At 45.1% G+C, this 25,301-nt stretch carries 19 protein-coding genes, 1 tRNA gene and 1 pseudogene; 5 read left to right on the plus strand and 16 right to left on the minus strand.

The annotated features are described in order from the left end of the window. Window positions 1–82: 82 nt before the first annotated feature. The 9 genes from purF to AB4484_RS19110 all read right to left on the minus strand — a co-directional run bounded on the left by purF (window position 83) and on the right by AB4484_RS19110 (window position 13,549). Entirely contained in the window at window positions 83–1,597 is a 1,515-nt protein-coding gene (purF, locus tag AB4484_RS19070) for an amidophosphoribosyltransferase (protein ID WP_017066676.1), read from the minus strand. A gap of 34 nt (window positions 1,598–1,631) precedes the next feature. Continuing rightward, window positions 1,632–2,123, minus strand: a complete 492-nt coding sequence (locus AB4484_RS19075) for a CvpA family protein (protein ID WP_009848678.1) — start codon at window positions 2,121–2,123, stop codon at window positions 1,632–1,634. A 61-nt stretch (window positions 2,124–2,184) separates the two neighbouring features. Continuing rightward, window positions 2,185–2,760, minus strand: coding sequence for an SPOR domain-containing protein (locus AB4484_RS19080; RefSeq protein ID WP_017063432.1), 576 nt, complete (start codon window positions 2,758–2,760; stop codon window positions 2,185–2,187). Further along, complete coding sequence (folC, locus tag AB4484_RS19085; protein WP_372079818.1) at window positions 2,761–4,023, minus strand: bifunctional tetrahydrofolate synthase/dihydrofolate synthase; 1,263 nt, start codon at window positions 4,021–4,023, stop codon at window positions 2,761–2,763. It abuts the gene before it with no gap. A 42-nt stretch (window positions 4,024–4,065) separates the two neighbouring features. Continuing rightward, entirely contained in the window at window positions 4,066–4,992 is a 927-nt protein-coding gene (accD, locus tag AB4484_RS19090; protein WP_017062348.1) for an acetyl-CoA carboxylase, carboxyltransferase subunit beta, read from the minus strand. A 176-nt stretch (window positions 4,993–5,168) separates the two neighbouring features. Next, window positions 5,169–5,963, minus strand: a complete 795-nt coding sequence (gene truA, locus AB4484_RS19095; protein ID WP_004734161.1) for a tRNA pseudouridine(38-40) synthase TruA — start codon at window positions 5,961–5,963, stop codon at window positions 5,169–5,171. Window positions 5,964–6,157: 194 nt separating this feature from the next. Continuing rightward, complete coding sequence (locus AB4484_RS19100; protein ID WP_372079820.1) at window positions 6,158–11,182, minus strand: FimV/HubP family polar landmark protein; 5,025 nt, start codon at window positions 11,180–11,182, stop codon at window positions 6,158–6,160. A 207-nt stretch (window positions 11,183–11,389) separates the two neighbouring features. Beyond that, window positions 11,390–12,403: an aspartate-semialdehyde dehydrogenase gene (locus tag AB4484_RS19105; RefSeq protein WP_048615089.1), complete on the minus strand. Its 1,014-nt coding sequence runs from the start codon at window positions 12,401–12,403 to the stop codon at window positions 11,390–11,392. Between the two features lie 12 nt (window positions 12,404–12,415). Next, the gene (locus tag AB4484_RS19110) at window positions 12,416–13,549 is read right to left on the minus strand and encodes a 4-phosphoerythronate dehydrogenase (protein ID WP_048611503.1); all 1,134 of its coding nucleotides are present in this window, start codon (window positions 13,547–13,549) and stop codon (window positions 12,416–12,418) included. Between the two features lie 86 nt (window positions 13,550–13,635). Between AB4484_RS19110 and AB4484_RS19115 the strand changes: the two are divergent. Beyond that, window positions 13,636–13,940, plus strand: a pseudogene (locus AB4484_RS19115) (hypothetical protein). A gap of 91 nt (window positions 13,941–14,031) precedes the next feature. Here AB4484_RS19115 and fabB read toward each other — a convergent pair. Beyond that, a complete protein-coding gene (fabB, locus tag AB4484_RS19120; protein WP_017062353.1) occupies window positions 14,032–15,243 on the minus strand; it encodes a beta-ketoacyl-ACP synthase I in 1,212 nt (403 codons plus the stop codon). Window positions 15,244–15,371: 128 nt separating this feature from the next. On the opposite strand from fabB, the gene mnmC reads away from it, so the two are divergent. Next, complete coding sequence (gene mnmC, locus AB4484_RS19125; RefSeq protein ID WP_372079822.1) at window positions 15,372–17,450, plus strand: bifunctional tRNA (5-methylaminomethyl-2-thiouridine)(34)-methyltransferase MnmD/FAD-dependent 5-carboxymethylaminomethyl-2-thiouridine(34) oxidoreductase MnmC; 2,079 nt, start codon at window positions 15,372–15,374, stop codon at window positions 17,448–17,450. Between the two features lie 146 nt (window positions 17,451–17,596). Here the strand turns inward: mnmC and AB4484_RS19130 are convergent, their stop codons facing one another. The 3 genes from AB4484_RS19130 to AB4484_RS19140 form a co-directional block, all read right to left on the minus strand. Continuing rightward, a complete protein-coding gene (locus AB4484_RS19130) occupies window positions 17,597–18,118 on the minus strand; it encodes an NADPH-dependent FMN reductase (RefSeq protein ID WP_017070306.1) in 522 nt (173 codons plus the stop codon). A 176-nt stretch (window positions 18,119–18,294) separates the two neighbouring features. Beyond that, window positions 18,295–18,558: a YfcL family protein gene (locus tag AB4484_RS19135; protein ID WP_017063425.1), complete on the minus strand. Its 264-nt coding sequence runs from the start codon at window positions 18,556–18,558 to the stop codon at window positions 18,295–18,297. A 9-nt stretch (window positions 18,559–18,567) separates the two neighbouring features. After that, entirely contained in the window at window positions 18,568–19,098 is a 531-nt protein-coding gene (locus AB4484_RS19140; RefSeq protein ID WP_372079824.1) for an elongation factor P hydroxylase, read from the minus strand. A gap of 299 nt (window positions 19,099–19,397) precedes the next feature. Between AB4484_RS19140 and AB4484_RS19145 the strand changes: the two genes are divergently transcribed. Then, the gene (locus tag AB4484_RS19145) at window positions 19,398–20,021 is read left to right on the plus strand and encodes a trimeric intracellular cation channel family protein (protein WP_004734183.1); all 624 of its coding nucleotides are present in this window, start codon (window positions 19,398–19,400) and stop codon (window positions 20,019–20,021) included. A 112-nt stretch (window positions 20,022–20,133) separates the two neighbouring features. Here the strand turns inward: AB4484_RS19145 and aroC are convergent, their stop codons facing one another. Continuing rightward, window positions 20,134–21,219, minus strand: a complete 1,086-nt coding sequence (aroC, locus tag AB4484_RS19150; protein ID WP_004734182.1) for a chorismate synthase — start codon at window positions 21,217–21,219, stop codon at window positions 20,134–20,136. Between the two features lie 298 nt (window positions 21,220–21,517). Between aroC and AB4484_RS19155 the strand changes: the two genes are divergently transcribed. Then, window positions 21,518–22,021 carry a GNAT family N-acetyltransferase gene (locus AB4484_RS19155; protein WP_372079826.1) on the plus strand — a complete coding sequence of 168 codons (504 nt, stop codon included), beginning with the start codon at window positions 21,518–21,520 and terminating at the stop codon, window positions 22,019–22,021. 112 nt (window positions 22,022–22,133) lie between these two features. Here the strand turns inward: AB4484_RS19155 and AB4484_RS19160 are convergent. After that, window positions 22,134–22,210: transfer RNA gene (locus AB4484_RS19160), tRNA-Arg, on the minus strand. Between the two features lie 211 nt (window positions 22,211–22,421). Here AB4484_RS19160 and folD point away from each other — a divergent pair. Then, window positions 22,422–23,279 carry a bifunctional methylenetetrahydrofolate dehydrogenase/methenyltetrahydrofolate cyclohydrolase FolD gene (gene folD, locus AB4484_RS19165; protein WP_017062367.1) on the plus strand — a complete coding sequence of 286 codons (858 nt, stop codon included), beginning with the start codon at window positions 22,422–22,424 and terminating at the stop codon, window positions 23,277–23,279. A gap of 126 nt (window positions 23,280–23,405) precedes the next feature. Here folD and AB4484_RS19170 read toward each other — a convergent pair whose 3' ends face one another. Then, window positions 23,406–25,220, minus strand: coding sequence for a cation:proton antiporter (locus AB4484_RS19170; RefSeq protein WP_372079828.1), 1,815 nt, complete (start codon window positions 25,218–25,220; stop codon window positions 23,406–23,408). Between the last annotated feature and the right edge of the window lie 81 nt (window positions 25,221–25,301).

Here is a 25,301-nt window from a genome sequence, read left to right on the forward strand (position 1 = left end):
ACAAAAAAACCAGAGCCGATGCTCTGGTTTTTTATTTTCTGTATCGCTAGCGACACTCTTTATGACTAACGAAACGCTCTAACTAAGCGCCTTCATTGTGTAACTCTAAGTTAGCAAGATCTTGTTGAATCTCACGTTGAACCTTTGAGTCATCATTACGCAAAGAGTCTAGGAAATCTAGGTACGCTTGGTCGATATCGCCAGTCACATACTCGCCGTTAAATACAGAAGTATCGAAACGAGAAATGTCTTGATTGCCCATGCCCACTGCAGAAATCAGATCTGGTAGCGTTTGGAAAATCAATGCGTCTGCGCCAATCTGCTTACAAATCGTTTCGTTATCACGACCATGAGCAATCAGCTCTGTCGCGCTCGGCATATCAATACCGTAAACGTTAGGGAAGCGAACCTCTGGAGCTGCTGAAACCATGAAGACCTTGTTTGCGCCAGAATCACGAGCCATCTCAATGATCTGCTCTGATGTTGTGCCGCGAACGATAGAATCGTCAACCAAAAGAACGTTCTTACCTTTAAACTCAGAGCGAATTGCGTTGAGCTTGCGGCGAACCGACTTCTTACGCTGTTGCTGACCAGGCATGATGAATGTGCGGCCAACATAGCGGTTTTTCACGAAACCTTGACGGTATGGCTTATTGATCGCTTGAGCGATTCGTAACGCAATATCGTTTGATGTTTCAGGGATTGGGATAACCACATCAATATCTAAGTCTGCGTACTCTTCTTTAATACGCTTACCAAGCATCTCACCCATCTCAACGCGTGCGCTGTAAACCGAGATTTTGTCGATGAATGAATCTGGGCGTGCAAAGTATACAAACTCAAAGATACATGGGTTTAGTTGTGGGTTATCTGCGCATTGCTTAGTGAAAAGCTCGCCGTCGAACGTTGCGTAGATAGCTTCGCCTGGCGCTACGTCGCGCATGAAGTCGAAACCAACAGCATCGAGTGCTACCGATTCAGACGCAACCATGTACTCTGTTTTACCTTGAACTTCACGCTTACCAAGACAGAGTGGACGAATACCATGTGGGTCACGAAATGCAATCATACCGTGGCCGATGATCATCGCAGTTACTGCGTAAGCACCACGAATTGTACGATGCACGTTTGCCACAGCGCGGAAAACGTCATCTGAAGTTACGTTACCTTTAACGGTATCGATCTCATGAGCTAATACGTTCAGTAGAACTTCAGAGTCAGAGGTTGTGTTTACATGACGACGGTCTTTTTCGAACAACTTCTCACGAACTTCGTTTGCGTTCGTCAGGTTACCGTTGTGCGCCAACGTAATGCCAAAAGGAGAGTTTACGTAGAAAGGCTGAGCTTCAGACGCACTTGAACTACCCGCAGTAGGATAACGAACATGGCCAATACCAACTTCACCTTGTAGGCGCTGCATGTGTTTTGCTTCAAAAACATCTTTTACTAAACCGTTCGCCTTACGCAGACGGAAACGATTGCTTTCTATGGTACAAATACCAGCGGCATCTTGGCCACGATGCTGCAATACCGTTAAAGCGTCATAAATAGACTGGTTTACAGGTGTTGAACCCACGATTCCAACAATACCACACATGTCCTAATCCTCGATTTTTCGACATTAACTGGCGCTAGAGCGCGCCAGATAAGAAACTAGATGTTGCTTGTAAATGCTCGAAGAACGGCGCAATGATTCGACTAAATTCCGGAACCAATTGCGAATTCTTCCACCACTCAGAACTTGGGAATGCAGTAAACGCATCCATGAAAAACAACACTGCAGAAACAATCAAAACACCACGTAAGCCACCAAAGACGACACCGAGGATTCTGTCTGTACCTGACAGGCCTGTTTTCTGAACTAGTTGACCGATGACATAGTTAACTAAGGCACCCACAACTAACGTTGCAACAAACAATGCTGCTATCGCAGTTCCGTTTCGAAACATCTCATCTTCGATATTGGTGAAGTACATCGCTAATTTAGCGTAGTACTGGCTAGCAATAAAAAATGCTCCAAACCAAATAACGAGTGACAAGGCTTCTTTAGCGAAACCACGAACTAAACTGATCACGGCAGAGAAGCCGATCACGCCTAAAATGACAAAATCTAACCAATTCATGAATTCTTCATCTTAAGTTGGCGCGCATTTTAACAGAAAAAATGCTGACGCAAACGTTTTCTTATGGATTTAACGGTTTAAATTTGAGCAACTGGCCTTTTGAACCCGTAATTTTTTCTAATTCCTTAATTTGTCGCTCAAGTTTGGATTTAGAGACATCCGGACCAATAATTACTCGCGTAAATGTTTTTTCTTGCTTGGTGTGAGCCTGATAACCACGCTTTTGCAGATCCTTAACAACGTTTTTTGCGTTGTCAGCATTCTTCAAAGCCATCAATTGAATAATCCAAGCACTGTCTTGGTATTCATTTTTTTCCGGTACTGGCTTAACCACGACTGCCACTTTGTCTGCTTCTTTATCATTAGAAGAAGACGCAGTTTGCGTGTTTGAATTATCAGTACGACCACTTTCAACCACTTGCTCAACCGGAGAATCTGGTAGCGCTATCTGATCTTCAACGGGATCGAGTACTTCAAACACTTCAACATTACTATCAAGCTCAGGCTTAATCGGAATGCTTGCAAACTCTTCTTTATAGTGGAGCTTCTTACCATCTAGCACATCGGGTAATACAATCACGCCAATAGCCACTAAAATGATGGTGCCGACTAATCGGCTTTGGAATTTACTTGCCATTTAGTTTCCTTTTTTCTGCCAATGCTCCAACACTTCACCCACGGTATGGAAAGAACCGACAACCAACACAACATCGTCACCTTTAACAGAAGTTAAAGCCGCTTCAAAAGCTGTGACAGGGTTTGAATGCTGCTCTACGCCTTCGGGTAGGCTTTGACACAATTCAGCAGCTGTCGCTGCGCGTGGCCCTTGCAATGAAGCTGGATACCAATGAGTTGCGATTAGCGCTAATACTTCCAATGTCGCTGGGATATCTTTGTCATGAAGCATGGCGACTACAACGTGTAAATTTTTACCTGCATACTTCTTCGTAACTTGCTGTGCAAAGTATTCAGCGGAATGCGGGTTGTGCGCCACATCAAGCACAATCACGGGTTGTTGGCTAATTTGCTGCATACGCCCTGGAAGCTGCGCATTCTTCATGCCGTTAACCACGTTCACGTCACTAATACTAAGCTCTGATGTGCCCAATGCCATCAACGCTGTTGCAGCGTTAGGTAAAGGCAGGCTTGGAATAGGTAGCGATTCTAGTTGGAATGCACCACTGCGCCAGTTCCACGTATCACCGTCAACATCATAAGTGTATTGAATACCGACTTGGTAGAACTCAGCCTTAATGTCATCAGCGTGCGCTGCAACCGTAGCCGGTGGCTTGGGTTGACCACAGATAGCGGGTTTACCACTACGATAAATGCCCGCTTTCTCAAAGCCAATCACATTGATGTCATCACCTAGCCAGTCAACATGGTCGACAGCCAAACTAGTAATCACAGAAACATCATGCTCAACGATATTGGTCGCGTCTAAACGCCCGCCTAAACCCACTTCTAATAGCACAACATCAACCGCTTCAGTTTGAAATGCGCGTAACGCCGCTAAAGTGCCATATTCGAAAAAGCTCAGGCTGATTTCGCCACGCTCTTTCTCAATGAAATCGAAAGACTGAACCATCTTTTCATCAGATAGATCTTGGCCGTTGATACGAACACGTTCGTTATAGCGAATTAAGTGAGGAGAGCTGTAGACACCAACTGAGTAACCAGCGTCCAATAGAATCGCTTCCATCAGTGCACATGTTGAGCCTTTGCCATTGGTTCCGGCAACAGTAATAACATGTTGAGCAGGTTTGGTGAGGTTTGCCTTAGAGGCGACGGCCTGAACTCGGTCTAATCCAAGATCAATAGCGGTTGTGTGGATGTTTGATAAATAATCAAGCCACATCTCCAAAGAGGATGTGGCTTGAGGAATAGGTTGTTGACTCATCTAACTCATAACCATAATTAAGTTGGTTTGTTAGAAGGTACTTTACCCTTTTTCTGGCGCTTCTGGTACTTCATAAGTAGCTTCATTCGGTGAATCGTTCACAGAAACTACTAATGGTGAAGGCTGGTTGGTCATTTTAGCAACAAGGCTTGCAACGCGCTGACGCATCTCACGACGGTCAACGATCATGTCGATAGCACCGTGGTCTAGTAGGAATTCACTGCGTTGGAAACCTTCAGGAAGGTCTTCACGTACCGTTTGTTCGATTACACGACGTCCAGCAAAACCGATCAGTGCTTTTGGCTCACCAATGTTGATATCGCCAAGCATTGCCAAACTTGCAGAAACACCACCCATTGTTGGATCAGTCATGACTGAAACAAACGGTAGGCCTTTCGCAGATAAACGCTCAAGCGCAGCACTGGTTTTCGCCATTTGCATTAGAGACATCAATGCCTCTTGCATACGAGCACCACCACTTGCAGAGAAACACACTAAACCACAGTTGTTCTCGATAGCAGCATCTACCGCTTTCACGAAACGAGCACCAACAACAGAACCCATTGAGCCGCCCATGAATGAGAATTCAAAAGCACACGCTACGATAGGTAAACCCAATAGTTCACCTTTCATTGCAACTAATGCGTCTGTTTCACCGCTGTTCTTTTGAGCAGCAGAGATACGTTCTTTGTAACGCTTAGAGTCTTTAAACTTCAGCTTGTCTTGTGGCTCAAGATCAGCACCTAGTTCAACACGCTCACCTTTGTCTAGGAATGTATCCAGACGGCGACGTGCTTTCATGCGCATGTGATGGTCACATTTTGGACATACTTCTAAGTTACGCTCTAGTTCAGCATGGTACAGAACCTGCTCACAAGAAGTACATTTAGTCCAAACACCCTCAGGGATAGACGCTTTACGAGATGTTACGATGTTGCTTTTTTCTAAAATCTTTTCAAGCCAACTCATGGAAGACCTTTTTGTTTCGATTCTTCCGCTTGATTGCGAAAGAAATAAATTTGGGAATTATGCGTGGGAATTAAAGCACATAAAACAGCAACTGTAGATAAAAAACTGGTTGTACCTATTTTCTGGGACTATCTTACGCACTAAACCGTAATAATTTTTGAACCTAAGTCTCACATTTAGTTCAAATTATCCGGTAAAAATAGAGGACCAATTGGCTCTCGTGGTAGCTCAAAATGTTCAGGATAATCAACATCCACCAGATACAAACCTTCCGCTTTTGCAGTTGCGCCGGCTACTTTTCGATCTTTAGCTTCTAAAAGCCACTGGATCCACTCTGGTTTCTGCTCCCCTTTACCTACAGCAATAAGGCTACCAGTAATATTCCTCACCATGTGGTGAACAAACGCATTCGCTTTAATATCGATCACAATGTAGTGTCCATGACGAGTCACGTTCAAGTGAATCATGTTTCTCCATGGGCTACGAGATTGACAGTGTGTTGCCCTAAACGAAGTGAAGTCATTCTCACCAAGTAAGTACTGACCCGCTTCATGCATTTTTTTCTCATCAAGATGACCATGATAATGGCTCACACCTGAATTCAAAATGCCTGGGCGTAGTGCATGGTTAAAGATAATGTAGCGATAACGGCGGGCAGTAGCAGAAAAACGAGCATGGAAATCCTCATTCACTTCTGTCGCCCAACGAACCGCAATATCTTTTGGCATGTTGGCATTCGCACCCATTGTCCATGCCACCATTTTACGATCAACATTCGTTTCAAAGTGAACGACTTGTCCCGTACCGTGAACACCGGCATCTGTACGACCTGCGCACATAACTTCTACAGGGTGATTCGCGACAACTGAAAGAGCCTTTTCCAATTCTTCTTGGACACTTTTCACGTCTCGTTGGCGCTGCCAACCAAAGTAGTGGGTACCGTTATATTCAATACCTAAAGCAATTTTCATGTTCTTGTTCTCTTTGAAAATGGGCGAGAAGTATATACGGAAATCAGTGCTAGCCCAAATAGGATGGGGCTAAAACTTTAATAAACAATCAGCATCGACCGAGACGATGCTGTTGAAAAACCAAATCAAACGATAGCGCTCTGCATTGCCTTAAAATAAAGGGTAACCAACGCTACCCTTTCTGATTTGTAAATTTATCGACCGTTTAACGTATCGATAAGATTTTTTGCCTCTCGACGAATATCATCGCTGCCATCAACGATCGCCTCTTCTAGAAGCTTAATTGCCCCTTGCGAGTCACTCATCTCGATGTAGATTTTGGCCAAATCAAGCTTACCCGCAGCTTCTGCATTGCTGTCGACATCATAATTGCCAATATCACCGATAACATCAGGGAATTCGTTTAAACCAACATCCAGTTTAAGCTCTTCATCGTCTGGATTAATGACTTCTTCACCTTCTTGCTCGACTTGAGCCATCAGTTCATCAATCGTCATGTACTGCTTATCACGACTGTTGCCTGATTCGGTTAGGTTGTCTTGTTGAGCCCAATTCTCTTCTTTGATTTTCGGTTCAGCTTGCTGCTCAGCCGATGCCCAAATCTCTTGTTGGTCATCAGGCACATCATTATGCATGCTCGATTGTTGTTCTGGCGCTAGGTTAAAGCCTTTCCAGTCTTCGCCGCCAACTTCAAGCATGGCGTCAATATCTAGCCCTGCGCTATCAATCGAAGTTGCGTCCAATGGCTTATCGAACATGTTGTCGACAGAGTCTTGAACATCTTCAGAAAGCAACTCAGCTAGTGCTGTCTCATCAAAGTCATCAAAGCCTTCAAGTGGTTCGTCTTGAAGCGCTGTAGGCGTTGAGTTTGGTTCTGAAGCCGCGCTCAGTGATTGTTCTGGCTGTGTAAAACCAGCCGGTTCAGAGTCTTCAGCATTCGAGAAATCATCGGCTTGACTGTAGCTCTGCGGGTTTGAGAACAGATCATGCAACGCATCTTGCTCTTCGCCTTGTGGGCTGAAAGAAGTCAATGGTGTCGGTTTCTCTGCAAACGCATCGGAGATCGCTTCATCTTCACCGTATTCCGGTAAATCAAACTCATCAAACTCTACGCCTTGGTCTTCCGCCACCGGCTCAGCATTGCTTTGCTCAATATCATCTAAAACAGAGTCTGCTTTTGCGCTTTCTTCATCGTACTCCGGAAGATCAAGGTCATCGAACTCGAACTTCTCTGTGTCAGGCGCTAAGTCTTGCTCTAACTGCGCTTCATCAGGCTCACTCACCACTTCCGCTAACGCATCGTCTTCACCAAACTCTGGAAGTTCGAAGTCATCGAATGAGAACTCTTCTTCGCTTTCTGGTTGCGCAGTTTCAGCCTGTGGTGCGGCATCTAGTTGAGGCTCAGTGGTTGGTTGCGATTCAGCACTTGGTTGAGAGTCAATAGCAGGCGTTGCTGGCTCTGGTGTTGATTCAGCATCAGCTTCCGCTAGTGCGTCTTCTTCACTAAACTCTGGTAACTCGAAATCATCAAACGAAAATTCTTCGTCGCCTTGCCCCTGAGCTGTAACTTGGGCTTCAATTTGAGGTTCAACACTTGGTTGAGCATCAATAGCAGGCGTTACTGATTCTGGTGTTGATTCAGCATCAGCTTCCGCTAGTGCGTCTTCTTCACTAAACTCTGGCAACTCGAAATCATCAAACGAAAACTCTTCGTCGTCTTGCTCTTTAGCTTCAGCTTGAGGCTCAACAGCAGGCAATACTGATTCTGGTGTTAATTCAGCATCAGCTTCCGCTAGTGCGTCTTCTTCGCCAAACTCTGGCAATTCAAAGTCATCAAACGAGAATTCTTCTTCGTCTTCTTGTCCTAGAACTTCAGCTTGTTCTGCTACTTCCGCTTGTGGTGTAGCTTCAACTTGCGGTTCAGTATCTAACTGAGGTTCAACGACAGGTGGCACTAGCTCTGGTGTTACGTCAGTTTCCGCTAATGCTTCAGGTTCAGACGCCTCATCTTCAATCAGCCAATCATCGTCTTGTGGTACGCCGAATTCATTCGGAATGATCTCTGGCATGTTTGCAGCACGAACTGGCTCTGGCTCTGGCTCTGGCTCTGGCTCTGGCTCTGGCTCTGGCAAGGATTCAACGATATCTTCAAGCTGATCGCTACCTTGGATTTTCGGTTCAAAGTCAAAATCAGAGGTAACGTTCGCTGGCGACTCTACATCGTCGATGGCTTCAGCTAACCAGTCTTCAACCGTCTCTTCATCATCTTCAGAGATATCATTTAAAGAGGATGGCAAAGCTTGATCTTCGAAGCTAGCAGCAATGTCTTCACGCTGTTCTTGGACGTCGGCTTCTTTCGGCTCTGGTTCTTGTTGTGCGGTTTCTTCTTGAACTCGCTCTTCAAAATCTGGTTTGTCAAAATCAGAATTCTCAGATAACAGCGAGTCGATATCCAATTCATCATCTTCAACCGATGATTCGGTTTCTTCCGCTGATACCTCGTTGCTATTTGAAAGAGGCGCTTGCTCTGGTTCAACCGTATTGTCAATTGATGGTTCAACAGGCTCTTCTATTGCTGGCAACAAATCATTGTCATCAGAAGTCATTAACTCATCAATCAACGCTTCATCTGTTGTTTCTAGCGAGTCATCAAGCAAAGCATCCGTTGCTGGTGCGACACCGAACAAATCATCGATAAAACCATCACGATTAAAGGCTTCATCATTTTCTGGCTTAACGTCAGCGCTGTCTTGAATCAGTTCAGAATCTAACGATTCATCACTAACGACTTCAGGTTGTAGTGTTTCACTAATGTCCGAAGGCTGCTCAGGCTCAACTTCGGATCTTTCCGAGGTTAACGGAGTAAGCTCAACGCCTGAGTCCTTTTCAGGCTCATTGTTAACGTTGTCAAAACCAAAGGCTGCGTCCAACTCTTTATCAAACGTCTTATCTTCAGATTCAAGCTCGTCTTCAATGCCACTTGTCAGTAAGTCATCAAATGGGTCTAGAGATTCTGATTTTGATGCATCCGCTGAAAGCTCATCATCTGACAATTCACTATCAAGGAAATCATCCAGTAAGTCGGTACTTTCGGCGTCGAGTTCGAAATCATCGTCGTCAGAGTCACCTATTAATTCATCCAAGGTTTCCGTGCTGTCTTCTGCGATGTTGAGGTCATCATCGGTCGATAAACCAGAAAGCTCTTCAAGTTCAGATAAGGAATCAAAGCCTAGAGGCTCACTTTCAGACTCATCATCCGAATCGTCCCCTAGCATCTCATCAAGAAGGTCTGTCGAGTTACTTAGGTCTACGTCATCGCCTGCCAGTTGCTCATCAAGCAGATCAACGCTGTCTTGAGTTTCTTCGTCTACGATTGGCTTATCGAACTGAGACAGAATGTTTTCGATATCATCGTCAGACGCCAAACCACTGTTTAGGTTAGTGGCAATCTCATCGTCGCTATCGAGGTTGAAAGGGTCATTCGCTTGATCGTTCTGAGCAGCAACCTGGGCAAAGATGTCATCAATATCATCATTCGCTGTCGGTGACGCTGGCTCAGGGGACTGTTGTTCAGAGATTAGAGCATCAATATCAAAGTCGTCATTGCTCAAATCAGCAGGCTTAGTCTCGCTTTGTTGCTCTGAGATAAGCGCATCGATGTCAAAATCATCACTTGCTGGTGTTTCAGTGTTAGAAGACGAATCACTTTGCTCTTCCGAAATCAGAGCATCAATATCGAAGCTGTCATCATCTTCGTCATCAAGAGCAAACAGGTCATCTAATAAAGATTGGTCTAGCTCGTTGGAACCGAGATCTTCAGTTTCAGACTCTTGAGATAGTAGAGCTTCAATATCATCAGCAGACATTGCGTTATCATCAGAAAGGTCGAAGTCGACATCATCAGTATCGACGGCGCTTTCCGCAGTTTTGTCTAGCGCACGTTCCATCTCTTCAAGACCAAGCGCCTTCTCTTCGCCATTGACATTAATGCCGTTGCTGCTGTCTAAATCTAGATCGTCGAAGTTGGTGTCTAAATCACCGTTTTCTCCAATGCTGGCAAACGGGTCATCGTCTTCACCATCTAGATTAAAATCGAGATCAGATTCATCTAAGCCGGCAAAGACATCATCCTCTTCGGCTAGCGCTTGATCGTCAAACAGCTTGTTGGCGTCATCTTCCGTACCAAACAAGTCATCGTCTAAAGACAGCTCGTTAAGGTCGTCCATCTCGTCGCCCAATGTAATAGGTGCAACGGTACTTGGTTCTGGCTGGAGCGGTTGTTCTTGAGTCGTCTGCTGTTGCTCATCATTTTTAGAACGACGGCCTAACAGCATCACAACGATCAAACCAATGAGCAGACCTGGAATAATCGCCAGAGCCGCTACTAACCAACCATTCGATAACAGTTCGTCCATGGCACTTGGTGCCATTTTTTCAATTTCAGCGTTCTTTCTGCGCTCTTCATCAAGCAGTTTTTCCACTTCGCTACGAATGCGATCTTCATCGCTGAGCTCAGTTTTTAGCTCATCCACTTCCGATTGAACATTCGATAACATCAAACGAAGTTGGTGGTTTTTCTCTTCAAGTGACAGCAGTTCAGTTTCTGAAAGCTCTAGCTGCTTCTCTAACTTGTTCATCTCTTGGGTTGGTGCAGATTGAGCTAGAGAAGATTGAGTTGTAGACAATGGCTTTTTAGCGGTTTCATTAGTGCTTACTTGCTTAACAGGAGCAACATTTTTTGCATCAGAACTCGGCGCTTTGGGTTTTGAAGCGACAGGCTTACTTGCAGGAGCATCAAGCTTAGCAAGATGTGAGTTCATGATGTTGATAGCTTGCTGCGTCGAGCTTGCACGTGCTTGCTCTAAAGAAGGCACTCGTAAATTACTGGCAGGCAGCAGGCTATGGATATTCTGGTTTTCAAACGCTTGTGGGTTTAAGCGATAAATAGCCAACAGGGTTTGTTGGACTGAGACGGAGTTATCAGGGCGTAACTTTGAGGCAATAGACCACAATGTTTCTGAGCCACGAGTTGGACCATAGAAACGAGAAGGCTCAGCGCTATTCGATTGCGCTCTTTGAAGAGGTTCTGAAAACGTAGGCGCTGATTGTATCTGGCCATTAGGCCCTACAACTCGAATGGAATCTGCACGAACAACGGAAATCTGAGTCGCAATGATAAAGGCAAAAGGCATTAACCACGGCTTGAAAATTTGATACATAAAAGGCTCAGCTAGGTGCTTAAATTCGGAAAAGTGATGATCTATTAAATATATCGGATAAATGACGTAAAACTATAGAGATGAAAACAAAAAATGTGTTGCAGCAACAATATTCGCAGCAATTTCACACAATTTGACTAACAATATTTTTAATCGATTAAAAAAGCCCCACTAAAGAGTGAGGCTTGTTTATCAAAGCAATAAAGCTTAGAAGTAATCGCGAATCAAAACTTCAGCGATTTGAACTGCGTTGGTTGCTGCGCCTTTACGAACGTTATCAGCGACAACCCACATGTTCACGCCGCTGTGATGGCTGATGTCGTTACGAATACGACCAACCATTACGTGGTCTTTACCACCTGCATCACGAACTTGAGTTGGGAAGTCTAGCGCTTGGAATACTTCAACACCTTCTGTGTTCTCTAGAAGCTGTACCACTTGCTCTGCAGCGATTGGTGCGCGAGTTTCAATGTGTAGAGATTCTGCGTGACCGTAAAATACTGGTACACGAACACAAGTCGGGTTCACTGTGATTGAAGAGTCAGCAAAGATTTTTTGAGTTTCCCAAACCATCTTCATCTCTTCACGCGTGTAGCCGTTCTCTGTAAATTCATCGATTTGAGGAATACAGTTGAAAGCGATCTGCTGTGAGAACGCTGAGTTTTCAGCTGGCATACCGTTAAGAAGCTTAGCCGTTTGACCCGCTAGCTCATCGATACCTGGCTTACCCGCACCAGACACAGATTGGTAAGTTGAAACGTTAATACGCTCAAGGCCTACTTCATCGTGAATTGGTTTTAGCGCTACTACCATTTGGATAGTCGAGCAGTTAGGGTTCGCGATGATGTTGCGGTTACGGAACTCAGCAATTGCTTCAGGGTTCACTTCAGGCACAACCAGAGGAACATCGTATTCATAACGGAAACGTGATGTGTTATCGATAACAACAACACCTTCATCAGCCGCAATTGGAGCCCAACGCTCTGAAAGCTCGCTACCTGCAGAGAAAAACGCAATATGTACTTGAGACCAATCGAAGTCTTCTACGTTTTGTACTTGTATTGTTTTGCCGTTAAAACGGGAAGTTTTGCCTTCACTACGTTCACTTGCTAGTAAGTGCATTTCACCGACAGGGAATTTACGCTCTTTAAGTACTTCAAGAATGGTTTCACCAACCGCACCAGTCGCACCTAAAATAGCAATATTAAATTCTTGGCTCATTGTTTCTCTCTTTTATAAAGTTGGCTTTACCATAAAACCGAGTTTAGATAACGGCGTTAAATTACAAGATTCGTCGCCCGTTAACTCGACTGCACTGTACTCTCTGCGGTCCCAATATTCTTTACGCATCTTGTCAAAAGAACCCGGCGTAGCGATATTGCGACGGAATAAGGCGTCGTCTTTGCGCACATCATAGATCAACTGAGTCAAATTGTGCAGTGTTGCTTCATCCCAAGCTCTATCTAATTTCATTTGAGGTACAGGCGCTGTCGGCAATAAGTCACTTGCATACGCACGCTGTTCAGTACCTAAAAACTCACAATAACTGTTGAAGATCATCGTGGTACCACGCGCTTTACCCTCTAAACCGTAGCCCGCTACGTGAGGCGTTGCAAAAGCAAGAAGTGGAAGAAGCTCAAAGTCGACTTCAGGTTCAAACTCAAACACATCAAGCACTGCAGTAAAACCATCGGCTTTTTGCAGGCGAGCTTTTAGCGCTTGGTTATCAACCACAGGACCTCGAGCTGCATTAATCAGGATTTGGTCAGCACGTAAGTTGTTCAGCACTTGCTCATTGATCAAGTGATGCGTTGGAAACTCCCCCGTCTTAGTGATCGGTGTATGCAATGTAATAACGTCTGATTGCTCAAGCAGAGTCTCTAGCTCAGTAAATTCGCGAGTATCACCCTCTTGCTGTTTTAGAGGGTCGTTCAGCAGAACTTTAATACCAATGCCTTCTAGGCACTTAGCTAAGTAACTGCCCACTTGACCACAGCCGATAATACCAACCGTTTTATCAAAAACAGAGAAGCCTTGTTGCTGCGCAAGCACCATCATCGCACTGAACGCGTACTCAGCAACACCCACCTTGTTACAGCCAGGCGCCGCAGTAAAGAAGATGCCACGCTCTTTCATCAACTCTTGGTCAACATGATCCATACCAGCCGTCGCAGTACCGACAAACTTCAGCTTATTGGCTTTGCTGATCAATGACTCGTTTACCTTGGTAACAGAGCGAATCATCAATGCGTCTACGTCAACTAGGTCGTCAGCTGTTAATGTGCGACCAGACTTCATTGTCACTTCCCCTAGCTGGCTAAAAAGCGCTTCAGCGTAAGGCATATTTTCGTCGATTAAGATTTTCATTTGGCGAGTACTTTTGTTGGGGTCTATCGACCTAAATGTGAATTGAAATGATTGTGCAAAATTCCACACACGGTGTCGAGTAGCAATTGGAATACATTATAAATAAAGGGCTGAATCACTGAGTCTGCACAAACAACAGGCATAAGATTCCATACCCAAATATCAAACGGCTAAAACGAAAAATGCCCGATTGAATAAACAATCGGGCAAACATCCAGAACAAAAGGATCCTATCTCGCTCTCCAGGAGACAGAGTCTTGCGTCTGTTCAACCAGTACTAACCAAGGTCAGTACTGGTCAAGCTCTGGAAACCTTTCAATTTCTAAACCCAGATTTAAAAACTATGTTTGAAAACACGTTTACCAACCCACGTCTAAAAACTTTGTTCTGATGGTCATTATTACTGGGTGACCTGTGCGTGTTGAATCGGCACTAGCGCAACCCTTTAACGATTAACCTTGTCTCTGTAACTCAAGCCTAAGTTAAGCTTGGTACTTTTTGATTACTAGCGTTGCGTTCGTACCGCCGAAACCAAAGCTGTTAGACATAACCGTTGTTAGCTCTTGATCACGAGCTTCAGTTACGATGTCTAGGCCAGCAGCAGCTTCGTCTAGGTTAGAAACGTTAATGCTTGGAGCGATAAAGCCGTTGTCTAGCATTAGCGTTGAGTAAATTGCTTCGTGTACGCCAGCAGCACCTAGAGCGTGACCTGTCATCGCTTTAGTTGCAGAAATTGCTGGGCTGTTGCCACCAAATACTTCTTGGATAGCGCCTAGCTCTTTCACGTCGCCAACTGGAGTTGAAGTACCGTGGGTGTTCACGTAGTCAACGCCATCAACGTTTTGCATTGCCATCTTCATACAACGAACCGCGCCTTCACCAGAAGGAGCAACCATGTCGTAGCCATCTGACGTTGCGCCGTAGCCTACGATTTCACCGTAGATTTTTGCGCCACGAGCAACAGCGTGCTCAAGTTCTTCGATAACTAGCATGCCGCCGCCACCAGAGATAACGAAACCATCACGGTCTGCATCGTAGGTACGAGAAGCCAATTCTGGCGTGTCGTTGTACTTAGTAGAAAGTGCGCCCATTGCGTCGAACATCATAGTCAGAGACCAATCCAGTTCTTCACCGCCACCAGCGAATACAACGTCTTGCTTACCAAGTTGGATAAGCTCCATTGCGTGACCAATACAGTGTGCAGATGTCGCACATGCAGAGCTCATAGAGTAGTTCACACCACGGATTTTGAAAGGAGTTGCTAGACAAGCAGAAACCGTAGAAGCCATTGTACGTGGAACCATGTATGGACCAACGCGCTTCACGCCTTTCTCACGGATGATGTCTACCGCGTTTACTTGGTTTAGAGATGAAGCACCACCTGAACCCGCAACGATACCCGTGCGGTCATTAGATACTTGATCTTCAGTTAAACCAGAATCAGCAATTGCTTGCTCCATTGAAAGATAAGCGAATGCCGCTGCATCACCCATAAAGCGCATTTTTTTGCGATCGATATGGTCAGCAGGGTTCATTTTTAGGTTACCCCATACTTGAGAGCGCAAGCCATTTTCCTTGAACTGCTCTGAAGCGGTAATACCAGATTTACCCTCTTTCAGTGATGCTAAAACTTCTTCGACGTTGTTACCGATACTTGAAACAATACCCATACCGGTGATTACGACTCGTTTCATGTGACATTCCTATAATTCTAAATTCAGCTAGATGATAACTAAGAAGCCTAACAAAAGTGGTCAGCTTTCCTAGAAATTCGTACAATCCCTACCAACATATCGCTTCAAATCACAAAATGATAGATTTTATGACTTCAATTACTAATGCAGAACTGGAATGGAATGAGTCTGGCACGCCAGTTTCAGACCAATTTGACGACGTTTACTTCTCCAATGTTAACGGTTTAGAAGAAACTCGCTACGTCTTTTTAAAGCAAAACCACCTTCCAGAGCGTTGGCTTGAACATGAACAACGCCGTTTTGTGATCGCTGAAACCGGCTTTGGTACTGGTTTGAACTTTCTTGCAGTCTGGCAATGGTTCGATGCTTTTATTAAAGATAACCCACAAGCGATGACCAAAGAGTTACATTTCATCAGTTTTGAAAAATATCCTTTAAATAAAGAGGATCTCATCAAAGCACACCAATCGTGGCCAGAATTAGCCGAGTATGCGACGCAACTCCAAGAACACTACCCTATCGCTCTACCTGAATGTCACCGCATTGTGCTGGGCGACGGTGCAATCACGCTTGATTTGTGGTTTGGCGATATTAAAGATTGCATGCCTAACGTACCAACCCCACGTGAAGGTTTGGTTGATGCTTGGTTCTTAGATGGTTTTGCGCCGAGCAAGAACCCAGAGATGTGGAATCAAAACCTGTTCAACGGCATGGCCAAGCTCGCTAAACAAGATTGTAGCTGCGCCACCTTCACCGCTGCTGGCTTTGTTCGTCGTGGCTTAATTGAAGCAGGCTTCGACATGAAAAAAGTCAAAGGCTTTGGTACTAAGCGAGAAATGATTGCCGGCCGACTTGGCGAAAAGCACGCTCACACCAACATCAAACCTTGGTATGGCCTTTCTAAACACAGTGAATCACAAGACATTGCGATCATTGGTGGTGGTGTCGCCAGTGCTGCATTAGCCAAAACGCTAAGCCGTCGTGGTAAAGATATCACCCTTTATTGTGAACACCCACAAGCTGCGGGCAATGCCTCGGGTAACAACCAAGGTGCGATTTATCCGCTATTAAGCGAAGCGACCTCGAACGTGTCTCGCGTGTTTGGCCCAGGGTTACTGTTTGCTCGTCAATTTATTAATCAATCGGCTCAGTCTATCCAATTTGATCACAGCTGGTGTGGCGTGAACATCTTGATGTGGGATCAAGGCTCCACTAAAAAACTCAACCGCATGTTGGAAGGCAATTTCCACACAGACTTAATTCAGCGCTTAACACCCGAACAAGCGAACGAAAAGATTGGCTTACCGGTTGATAAAGAAAGTGTTTACTTCCCACTGGGTGGTTGGTTAAGCCCTCTTCAACTGACTCAAGGCTTGATTGGCAAGTTAGAAGAGAGCTACCAAGTGAGCGCACACTATCAACATCAAGTAACGCAACTTGAGTGGCTCGAAGTTGAACAACAATGGTTACTGACGATTGAGACACCTCAAGGTGAGATTCAAACCAAGCACGACCAAGTAGTTGTCGCCAACGGACACAAGTTCACTCAGTTTGAACAAACTCAGCCAGTACCTCTGACTCCGGTTAAAGGTCAAGTGAGCCATATTCCGACCACGGAAAATCTCAGCCAGCTAAAAACCGTGTTGTGCTTTGATGGCTATTTGACGCCACAGAACCCAAACAATGGGCATCACTGTATTGGTGCGAACTACGACAAAACCAATATCGACCAAGAATTTGATATTGAGGTTCAGCAGCACAATGGCGAGCGCCTACATGGGTCGTTACCAGACCAAGCATGGACAAAAGATGTCGACACCAGTGACAACTTAGCGCGCCAAGGTATCCGAAGCGTAAGCCGTGACCACCTTCCGTTTGTCGGAAACGTTGGTGACTTTGAAGCCATTAAGGATCAGTACCAAGATCTCCACAACTTCAACCCGCAGCGTGACTCGGTTGAGGATGTTGAAACGGTAACAAGCTTCCCTAACCTATACTGCTTTATCGGGCTAGGCTCACGTGGCTTGAGCTCTGCCCCATTATTGGCTGAAGTGTTAGCATCACAAATCTGTGGCGATCCACTGCCCTTGCCTGTTGATGTGCTTGAGGCTATTCACCCAAGTCGAATGTGGGTACGCAGACTGCGTAAAGGTAAGGCATTAACGGCTGGATGGGTTGCTGACAAGCATTCTAAATCAAAGCCGTAGTTTCTAGTTCAGCTATTCTGAACATCTGAAATTTCTGAATATCTGAAACTAATAAGTTAAAAGCTAAAAAGCCCGAGCGACATTGTGTCGCTCGGGCTTTTTGTTATTAGTGTTGCTCTAAACTGATGCTCTAAACGAAGCTGTATTTACAGCTTAGCAACCGCGTCTTTAATCTGTAGAGCGATCTCTTCGTTGCTGATAGAACCAGATTCAAAATCAAAGTTATCGTAGAAGCTTGGTACTGAAACTGACGCTTGCACGTTGCCACCGAAGTAAGGTGCAGAACCTGTCGCTGCGCCAAGTACCGTTTGTGCGCCACCAGGGCCCGGTGAAGTCGCTAGGTAAACCGCTGGCTTCTCGCCAAACACTGAACGCTCAATGCGTGTCGCCCAATCAAATAGGTTTTTATACGCTGCTGGGTAGTGACCATTGTGTTCTGCGAACGAGATAACAAACGCATCAGCTTCTGCTAGGTCGCGTAGGAATGCTTGAGCACCTTCCGCTTGGCCGATCTCTTTTTCAGTGTCTTCACTGAACATAGGAACATTGTAATCGTTGATGTCTAGGACTTTAACTTCAGCACCTTCAATCAAGTTTGCTGCGTAAGTTGCTAGTGTTTTGTTGATTGAGGTAGAACTTGTGCTTGCGCCAAATGCGATAACTTTCATGATGTGACCTTTTCTGTAATTCCGTTAAGTGGGATTAGAATAACGTAGTAAGAAAATGGAACCATCACAAGAAATGAACAGACTCATTCAAAAATTTCGAACGAGTCTCAAATAAACCGGTTCGCTCAGTAAAATGGAAAGAAAGGGACTGAGCGGATAGTATTAATACATCGAGATTAAGCTTGGTTTTGTAGCTCAACCCAAAGGTCATTAACGATAGTGCGGTCTGCTGGCGTTAGTTCAGAGCGAGCGTCGTCTAGGCTCTGTTCAATACGAGCTTTTACTTCAGCCACATCTTCAATGCCTTCTTCTTCACATGAAGCCACAGAAAGAGAAATATGACCACGTAAGTAACCACCAGCAAACAGTTCATCGTCTGATGCGTTTTCAATGCGAGCATCAATTACTTCAAGTAGTTTTTCTTCAAATTCGATAATCATAATATTCTCTTATTTCACAATAAATTGGCTAGTACATAAAGGTTCTACATCGTAGAAGCTGCGCAATGCTTCAGAGAGCATTTTCACGCGAGGCGGAAGACCAGCTTCAAAGATACCCATGACTTCACTGTGTACTTTATTCATAAAGGCCAAACGATCTGGCTCAAAATCGCCGTGTAGATTGTCACAGCTGACATTAAAAGGAAAGCCCGCACTCATCGCAATGATCCATTCATACGCTTGTGGGCGAATTTCTACTTTTTCAAACTCAGCTTGAACCGCCTCAGTTCGACCATCAGGCTCATACCAATAGCCAAAATCTTCCAACAAACGACGTTCAGACCCAGCGACACACCAGTGTGCTATTTCGTGAAGGGCAGATGCGTAAAAGCCGCGAGCAAATACGATACGGTGATGAGAAATCTGTTCGTCGGCTGGCAGGTAAATAGGCTCGTCTGCACCCAGTTCGAGCTTGGTATTGTAGCTCTCGAAAAAGGTTTGATTGAAAATATCGATGATGTCTGAGTATTGGTGCGTCATAAAATAAAATTTAAGTAAAAAGAACTGGGGCATTTTGCGTTTTTTTAAGCGCTCGGTAAAGCCCTATCACAAGCAATGGCATTAGGTCGGCCCCAATACTTTACCGTGACAATCGATTGCAGATCCCAGATTACACTACTTTGAGGTGAATGATTAGTTTAGCTAATCTGAAATGCCCATTCACGGTACAAATATTCATTCGTCAATCAGCGTTTTTACTACTACACTCGCGCTTCATTTTTATATCCCTAAGGCCTATAAGACTCCAATTTATAGACCTATATTATAGAGCTACAGCAATGCTACTAAGTGTTTTGTATATCATTGGCATCACGGCAGAAGCCATGACCGGCGCTCTCAGTGCTGGCAAACAAAAAATGGATTGGTTTGGTGTAATGTTGGTTGCGAGTGCAACGGCTATTGGCGGCGGCACAGTACGCGATATCTTACTCGGCCATTACCCTTTAGGTTGGGTGGAAAACCCTCAGTACCTAGCGATCACCTGTATCGCAGGTGTTATTACAACCGGACTGGCTAAATGGGTAATCAAGCTAAAAGGCTTGTTCATTCGTTTAGATGCACTAGGGCTTATCGTGTTCAGTATTATTGGTACTAAGGTAGCGATGACCATGGGTCTGCACCCAATGATCTGTATGGTGTCTGCGCTAGTCACCGGTGTCTTTGGTGGTTTGCTGCGCGATCTTATCTGTCGTCAAACGCCATTGGTTCTGCATGAAGAGCTGTATGCATCTGTCGCACTTGTCGCTTCAGGTTTATACCTAGGTTTGCTTGAGCTTGGCATCAACGACGTAACCGCGACGATTGTTACGCTTGTGGTTGGTTACTTACTGCGCATGGCGGCCGTGCGATTCAAGTGGCGTTTACCTTCGTTCCAGCTTGATCCGGAAAGCTCGGTACATTAGATAATATATTCTCAATTTCGCACAATATAAAAAGGGTTGCTTCATTACGAAGCAACCCTTTTTGTTTTTATCAAATCAGTTTCAAATCTGTTCTGAATTAAACGAAGCAGAACTAGATTTTTGGCGTTTCAGTGGTCACACCAAAGTTTTGACCACGGTGACGTAGCAAGTGATCAAGCAATACAATCGCTAACATCGCTTCTGCGATCGGCACAGCACGGATACCTACACATGGGTCATGACGACCTTTAGTGATTAACTGCGTTGCTTCACCGTCTTTAGTGATCGTGTCACCAGGAACGGTAATGCTTGATGTTGGTTTAAGCGCAATGCTTGCCACAATATCTTGGCCAGTAGAAATACCACCTAAGATACCGCCAGCGTGGTTGCTGCTGAAACCTTCCGGAGTTAATGGGTCACGGTGTTCACTACCGCGTTGATTAACCACATCAAAGCCATCACCAATCTCAACACCTTTCACCGCATTGATGCTCATTAGAGCGTGCGCGATGTCTGCATCTAGACGATCAAAGATTGGCTCACCAAGGCCTACAGGCACTTTAGTCGCAACCACTTGAATCTTCGCACCGATCGAGTTGCCTTCTTTTAGCAAGTCACGAATCAATTGATCAAATTCCGGTACTTTGTCGGCATCTGGGCAGAAGAAAGCGTTGTTTTCAATCTCGTTCCAATCCACTTTATCAATTGAGATATCACCCATTTGAGAAAGGTAAGCTTGGATCTCAACACCAAATTCTTGTTTTAGGTATTTCTTCGCAATTGCACCTGCCGCTACACGCATTGCAGTTTCACGAGCTGAAGAACGACCACCACCACGGTAATCACGCACACCGTACTTTTGATGGTACGTATAGTCAGCGTGGCCTGGGCGGAACTTGTCTTTAATTTCGGAATAGTCTTTAGAGCGTTGGTCTGTATTTTCAATCAATAGACCAATAGAAGTGCCCGTAGTTTGGCCTTCAAATACACCTGATAAGATTTTCACTTCATCCGCTTCACGGCGAGCCGTTGTATAGCGAGAAGTACCAGGGCGACGACGATCCAAATCTCTTTGAAGGTCTGCTTCGGTAATTTCTAATCCTGGTGGGCACCCATCTACGATACATCCTAGTGCGATACCGTGACTTTCTCCGAACGTGGTCACGCGGAAATGTTGTCCGATACTGTTTCCTGCCATTACTTCCTCTAAATCAGCTATTGAGCAGAAGGTTTGATTCCTAAACCGACTGGCTAATAGCTTTACTTGTCTATTCTTCGTGAATTCATAGTGGCTTTATTACCAAATGATGTAAACCCCAAAAAACGAACAATTTTAACTTTCTATTACATGAGCCGAATGAAATGAATGACGAGGGGAAATGAGCGTCGCTCTGAAGTGGCCGTTTTCACCAGTAACATTGTCCAATTAACAAAGGTTAATGAAGTCACTTTAAATACTCTCTATGTTGTAGCCCACAATAATAAGGAGAAGAATAATGATTGAGTGGAGAGTTAAAAAGTTCGCAGATCTGTCTGTTCAAGAGCTCTATGATTTCTTGCAGCAAAGAGTTGATATTTTTATCGTGGATATGAACACGCCCTACAGCGATTTGGATGGCAAAGATAACCATCCAGAGACTTATCACGTCATGGGCTATGAGAACGAACGCCTAGTGGCTTACAGTCGAATTATGGGTCAGAAACTTGGGTATCCAACCGATGTTCTTCCCCTTCTCGATTCAGACGCCAACGATGTTTGTATCGGACGAGTGATTGTTGCGAAGGACTATCGAGGCAAACAAATAGGTAACCAACTCATGCAGGTGAGTTTTGATGCAACTCGAAAGATTTATCCTGACTGCTCAATTTTCATTTCGGCACAAGCACACCTTAAAGACTACTATGGTAAATTCGGTTTCGACGTGGTGACGGACAGTTATTTAGAAGATGGGTGCACGATGTTAGGCCTTCGATTTATTCCAGAGGTCGTGGCTGTTTAACATAAGCCAACAGATACGCAGACAAGCGAAGCCACAAAGACAAAGAAGATTAGATTGCCCTTAAATGCAAAAAACCCGACAACTCGGAGAGTTATCGGGTTTCTTTAAATAATGGCACGCCCTGAAGGATTCGAACCTTCGACCACCTCCTTAGAAGGGAGGTGCTCTATCCAGCTGAGCTAAGGGCGCGCTACAGGAACGAATTATACGAATTCGAATCAGTAAAGCAACGGCTTTATGTAACATTCTGATCTAAGTGGGTAAAAAAAGGCCAACAAACATATAAGTGTTGGAAAATAGACCAAAGCAAACGTTTGCTTGATGGTAATCAAAAAGATTTTCTGGAATAATGCGCCAAAAACATCAGCCACTAACTTGAATATCAATACTAAGGAAATTCATGACTGCTCAAAATATTGATGGAAAGCTAATTTCTCAAACGGTTCGCTCCGAAGTTGCTGCACGTGTAAAAGCTCGTACTGAAGCTGGATTACGCGCTCCGGGCCTAGCGGTTGTTTTAGTGGGTGAAGACCCTGCTTCTCAGGTTTACGTTGGAAGTAAGCGTAAAGCGTGTGAAGAAGTTGGCTTCGTATCTAAATCTTACGACTTGCCAGCCACTGCGACAGAAGACGAATTGTTAACACTGGTAGACCAACTGAACGACGATCCAGAGATCGACGGTATTCTTGTTCAACTGCCTCTACCAGCTGGCATTGATAGCACTCACGTTCTTGAGCGTATCACACCAGAGAAAGACGTTGATGGCTTCCACCCTTACAATGTCGGCCGTTTGGCTCAGCGCATGCCTAAGCTTCGCTCTTGTACACCAAAAGGCATCATCACGCTGCTTGACCGTTACAACATCGACTTACGTGGTAAACACGCGGTTGTGGTTGGCGCATCAAACATCGTAGGTCGCCCAATGACGCTAGAGCTTCTTCTAGCAGGTTGTACGACGACAACATGTCACCGCTTCACCAAAGACCTTGAAGGCCACGTACGTCAAGCAGACGTTGTTGTAGTTGCCGTTGGTAAGCCTAACTTCATTCCTGGCGCTTGGATTAAGAAAGGCGCTGTTGTGGTCGATGTTGGTATCAACCGTTTGGAATCTGGCAAACTAGTGGGCGACGTTGAATACGACGTAGCGAAAGAAAGCGCAAGCTTCATCACACCTGTACCGGGTGGTGTTGGTCCAATGACGGTTGCGAGCCTAATCGAGAACACCATGATCGCTTGTGAGCAATTTCACTCGAAGTAATCCGCAGCGTATATAAATAGAATTAGAAAGCCGCAACGTGATGAACGTTGCGGCTTTTTTGATGCTTTGATACTTAGCTATTCGTTTTTGAAACAAGGCGACTCGCTTTTGATGAAGTGCTCGTTGCTACTTATCTGGAGTCTCGACTTTTTCCCCCTGTTCAGAAGGCGGTAATAAACTAATAAGCTCACACTCCGTTGATATGAGCTTTTCCAACTCAGATCCTTGTGTAATTAAACGGAAATCACCGCCAGTAATCACCCCAAGAGGAATGGCTTTAGGATACAAAGCGTTAAACTCGTTTAAATCAAATGCCTCGGTCAAACCTGTACTTTTAATTTGGCTACCCTGAGCCATCAGTGAGTTAAGCTTAGAATAGGTAATCCCTTCCGAAAACAGACTTCTATTGCCATCGCGACTCACTTGGTGCCTTTCATGTTTATTCTCTGAAGATTCAAGCTCAAACACCTTATTCTCACCAAACTCGTCTTGATAGTGCATGCTAACTAACGGATTGGTTTGACGATAAGGCGACACGATCATCGCACGCCCTATTCCATCCAATTCCAGATTATTTTCAGCGTGGCTCGAAGCCGGGTTACCAAAATAAACATTCAAGTTTTCCATACGCGCCAAGCGAATGCTTTCCCAGTTGGTATCCGCAAGCACACTGTTGATGTTGTGTGTCGCCAACACTTTGGCAAACTGGCGTGAAAACTGAGTCGCACCAAAGAAGATAACGCCTTGTGCCTTCTCTTGAGTCACACCTAGCCTTCTCGCCCACCAACTCGCGGTAAGGCTCTGAATCACAACCGTACCGATGATGACCAAGAACACCATTGGCACCAGAAGGTCTGCGCCTTCAATTAATTGTTTTTCTTGAAGCTTGATTGCAAACAGAGAAGAAACCGCGGCTGCAACGATCCCGCGCGGTGCCATCCAGCTCAAAAACCACTTATCCGCAGAGGTAAGATCCGTGCCGATCCCGCTGATCCACACACTCAAAGGACGCGCCACCAGCATCACTACCGCTAACAAGCCAACCCCACCCCAACCTATCGAGAGGAAGGTTCCGGAGTCGAGCCTGCTCGCTAATAGAATAAACAACGCAGAAATAAGCAACACGGTTAGGGTTTCTTTGAATTCGATGATGTCTTCGATGTCCAAGCCCTTCACGTTGGCAAGCCAGATCCCCATGATGGTCACGGTTAATAAACCGGACTCTTCACTCAGATCATTGGAAAACGAAAACGCCGCCAACATTAGCGTCAACACAGCCACATTACGCAAATAGTGCGGAACCCAATGCCCTTGCAGCATCTTGGCAATCAAATGGCCTCCGATGATCCCTAAGCCTAGACCTATGACTAACGTCAGGCCCAGAGCTGATAGAACGTGTCCGGTAGGGTCGGCAGAAGAAACGATGTACTCGTAGACGAGAACCGCAAACAGAGCCCCAATCGGATCAATCACTATCCCTTCCCATCGCAAGATACTGCCTAAGGAAGATTTAGGCTGAATACTGCGAAGCATGGGTACGATTACCGTAGGGCCAGTTACCACGACTAATGCCCCAAATAGAGCGGCTAACGGCCAACTGAAGTCCACAAAGTAGTAAGCACCCACTACGATACACGCCCATGTTATCAACATGCCGAAACTCACGAGGTGAGTCACCATCCGGCCATGGCCTCTGATTTCTTTGAAATTTAGGGTCAATGCCCCTTCAAACAAGATGATGGCAACACCTAAGGAGATCATAGGAAACAGCACATCACCAAAAATGGCATCGGGATTTAGGATATTCAGGCCGGGACCTAACAACAGGCCAACGATAAGGAGAGGAAGAATAGCGGGAAGACGTAAACGCCAACCGAGTAGCTGACAAGCTAAAGACAAGAGTCCAATTAACGCCAAAGAAGAAGTAATCGACAAATCCATTTGTGCCCCTAAAAGGTTTGCACCACACCCTGTGGTACAAACTATTCAATGAAATAAGAAAGCCTACGTTCTTACACTATA

The organism is Vibrio sp. 10N.261.46.A3 (assembly GCF_041472995.1).
Lineage (GTDB): Bacteria > Pseudomonadota > Gammaproteobacteria > Enterobacterales > Vibrionaceae > Vibrio > Vibrio coralliirubri.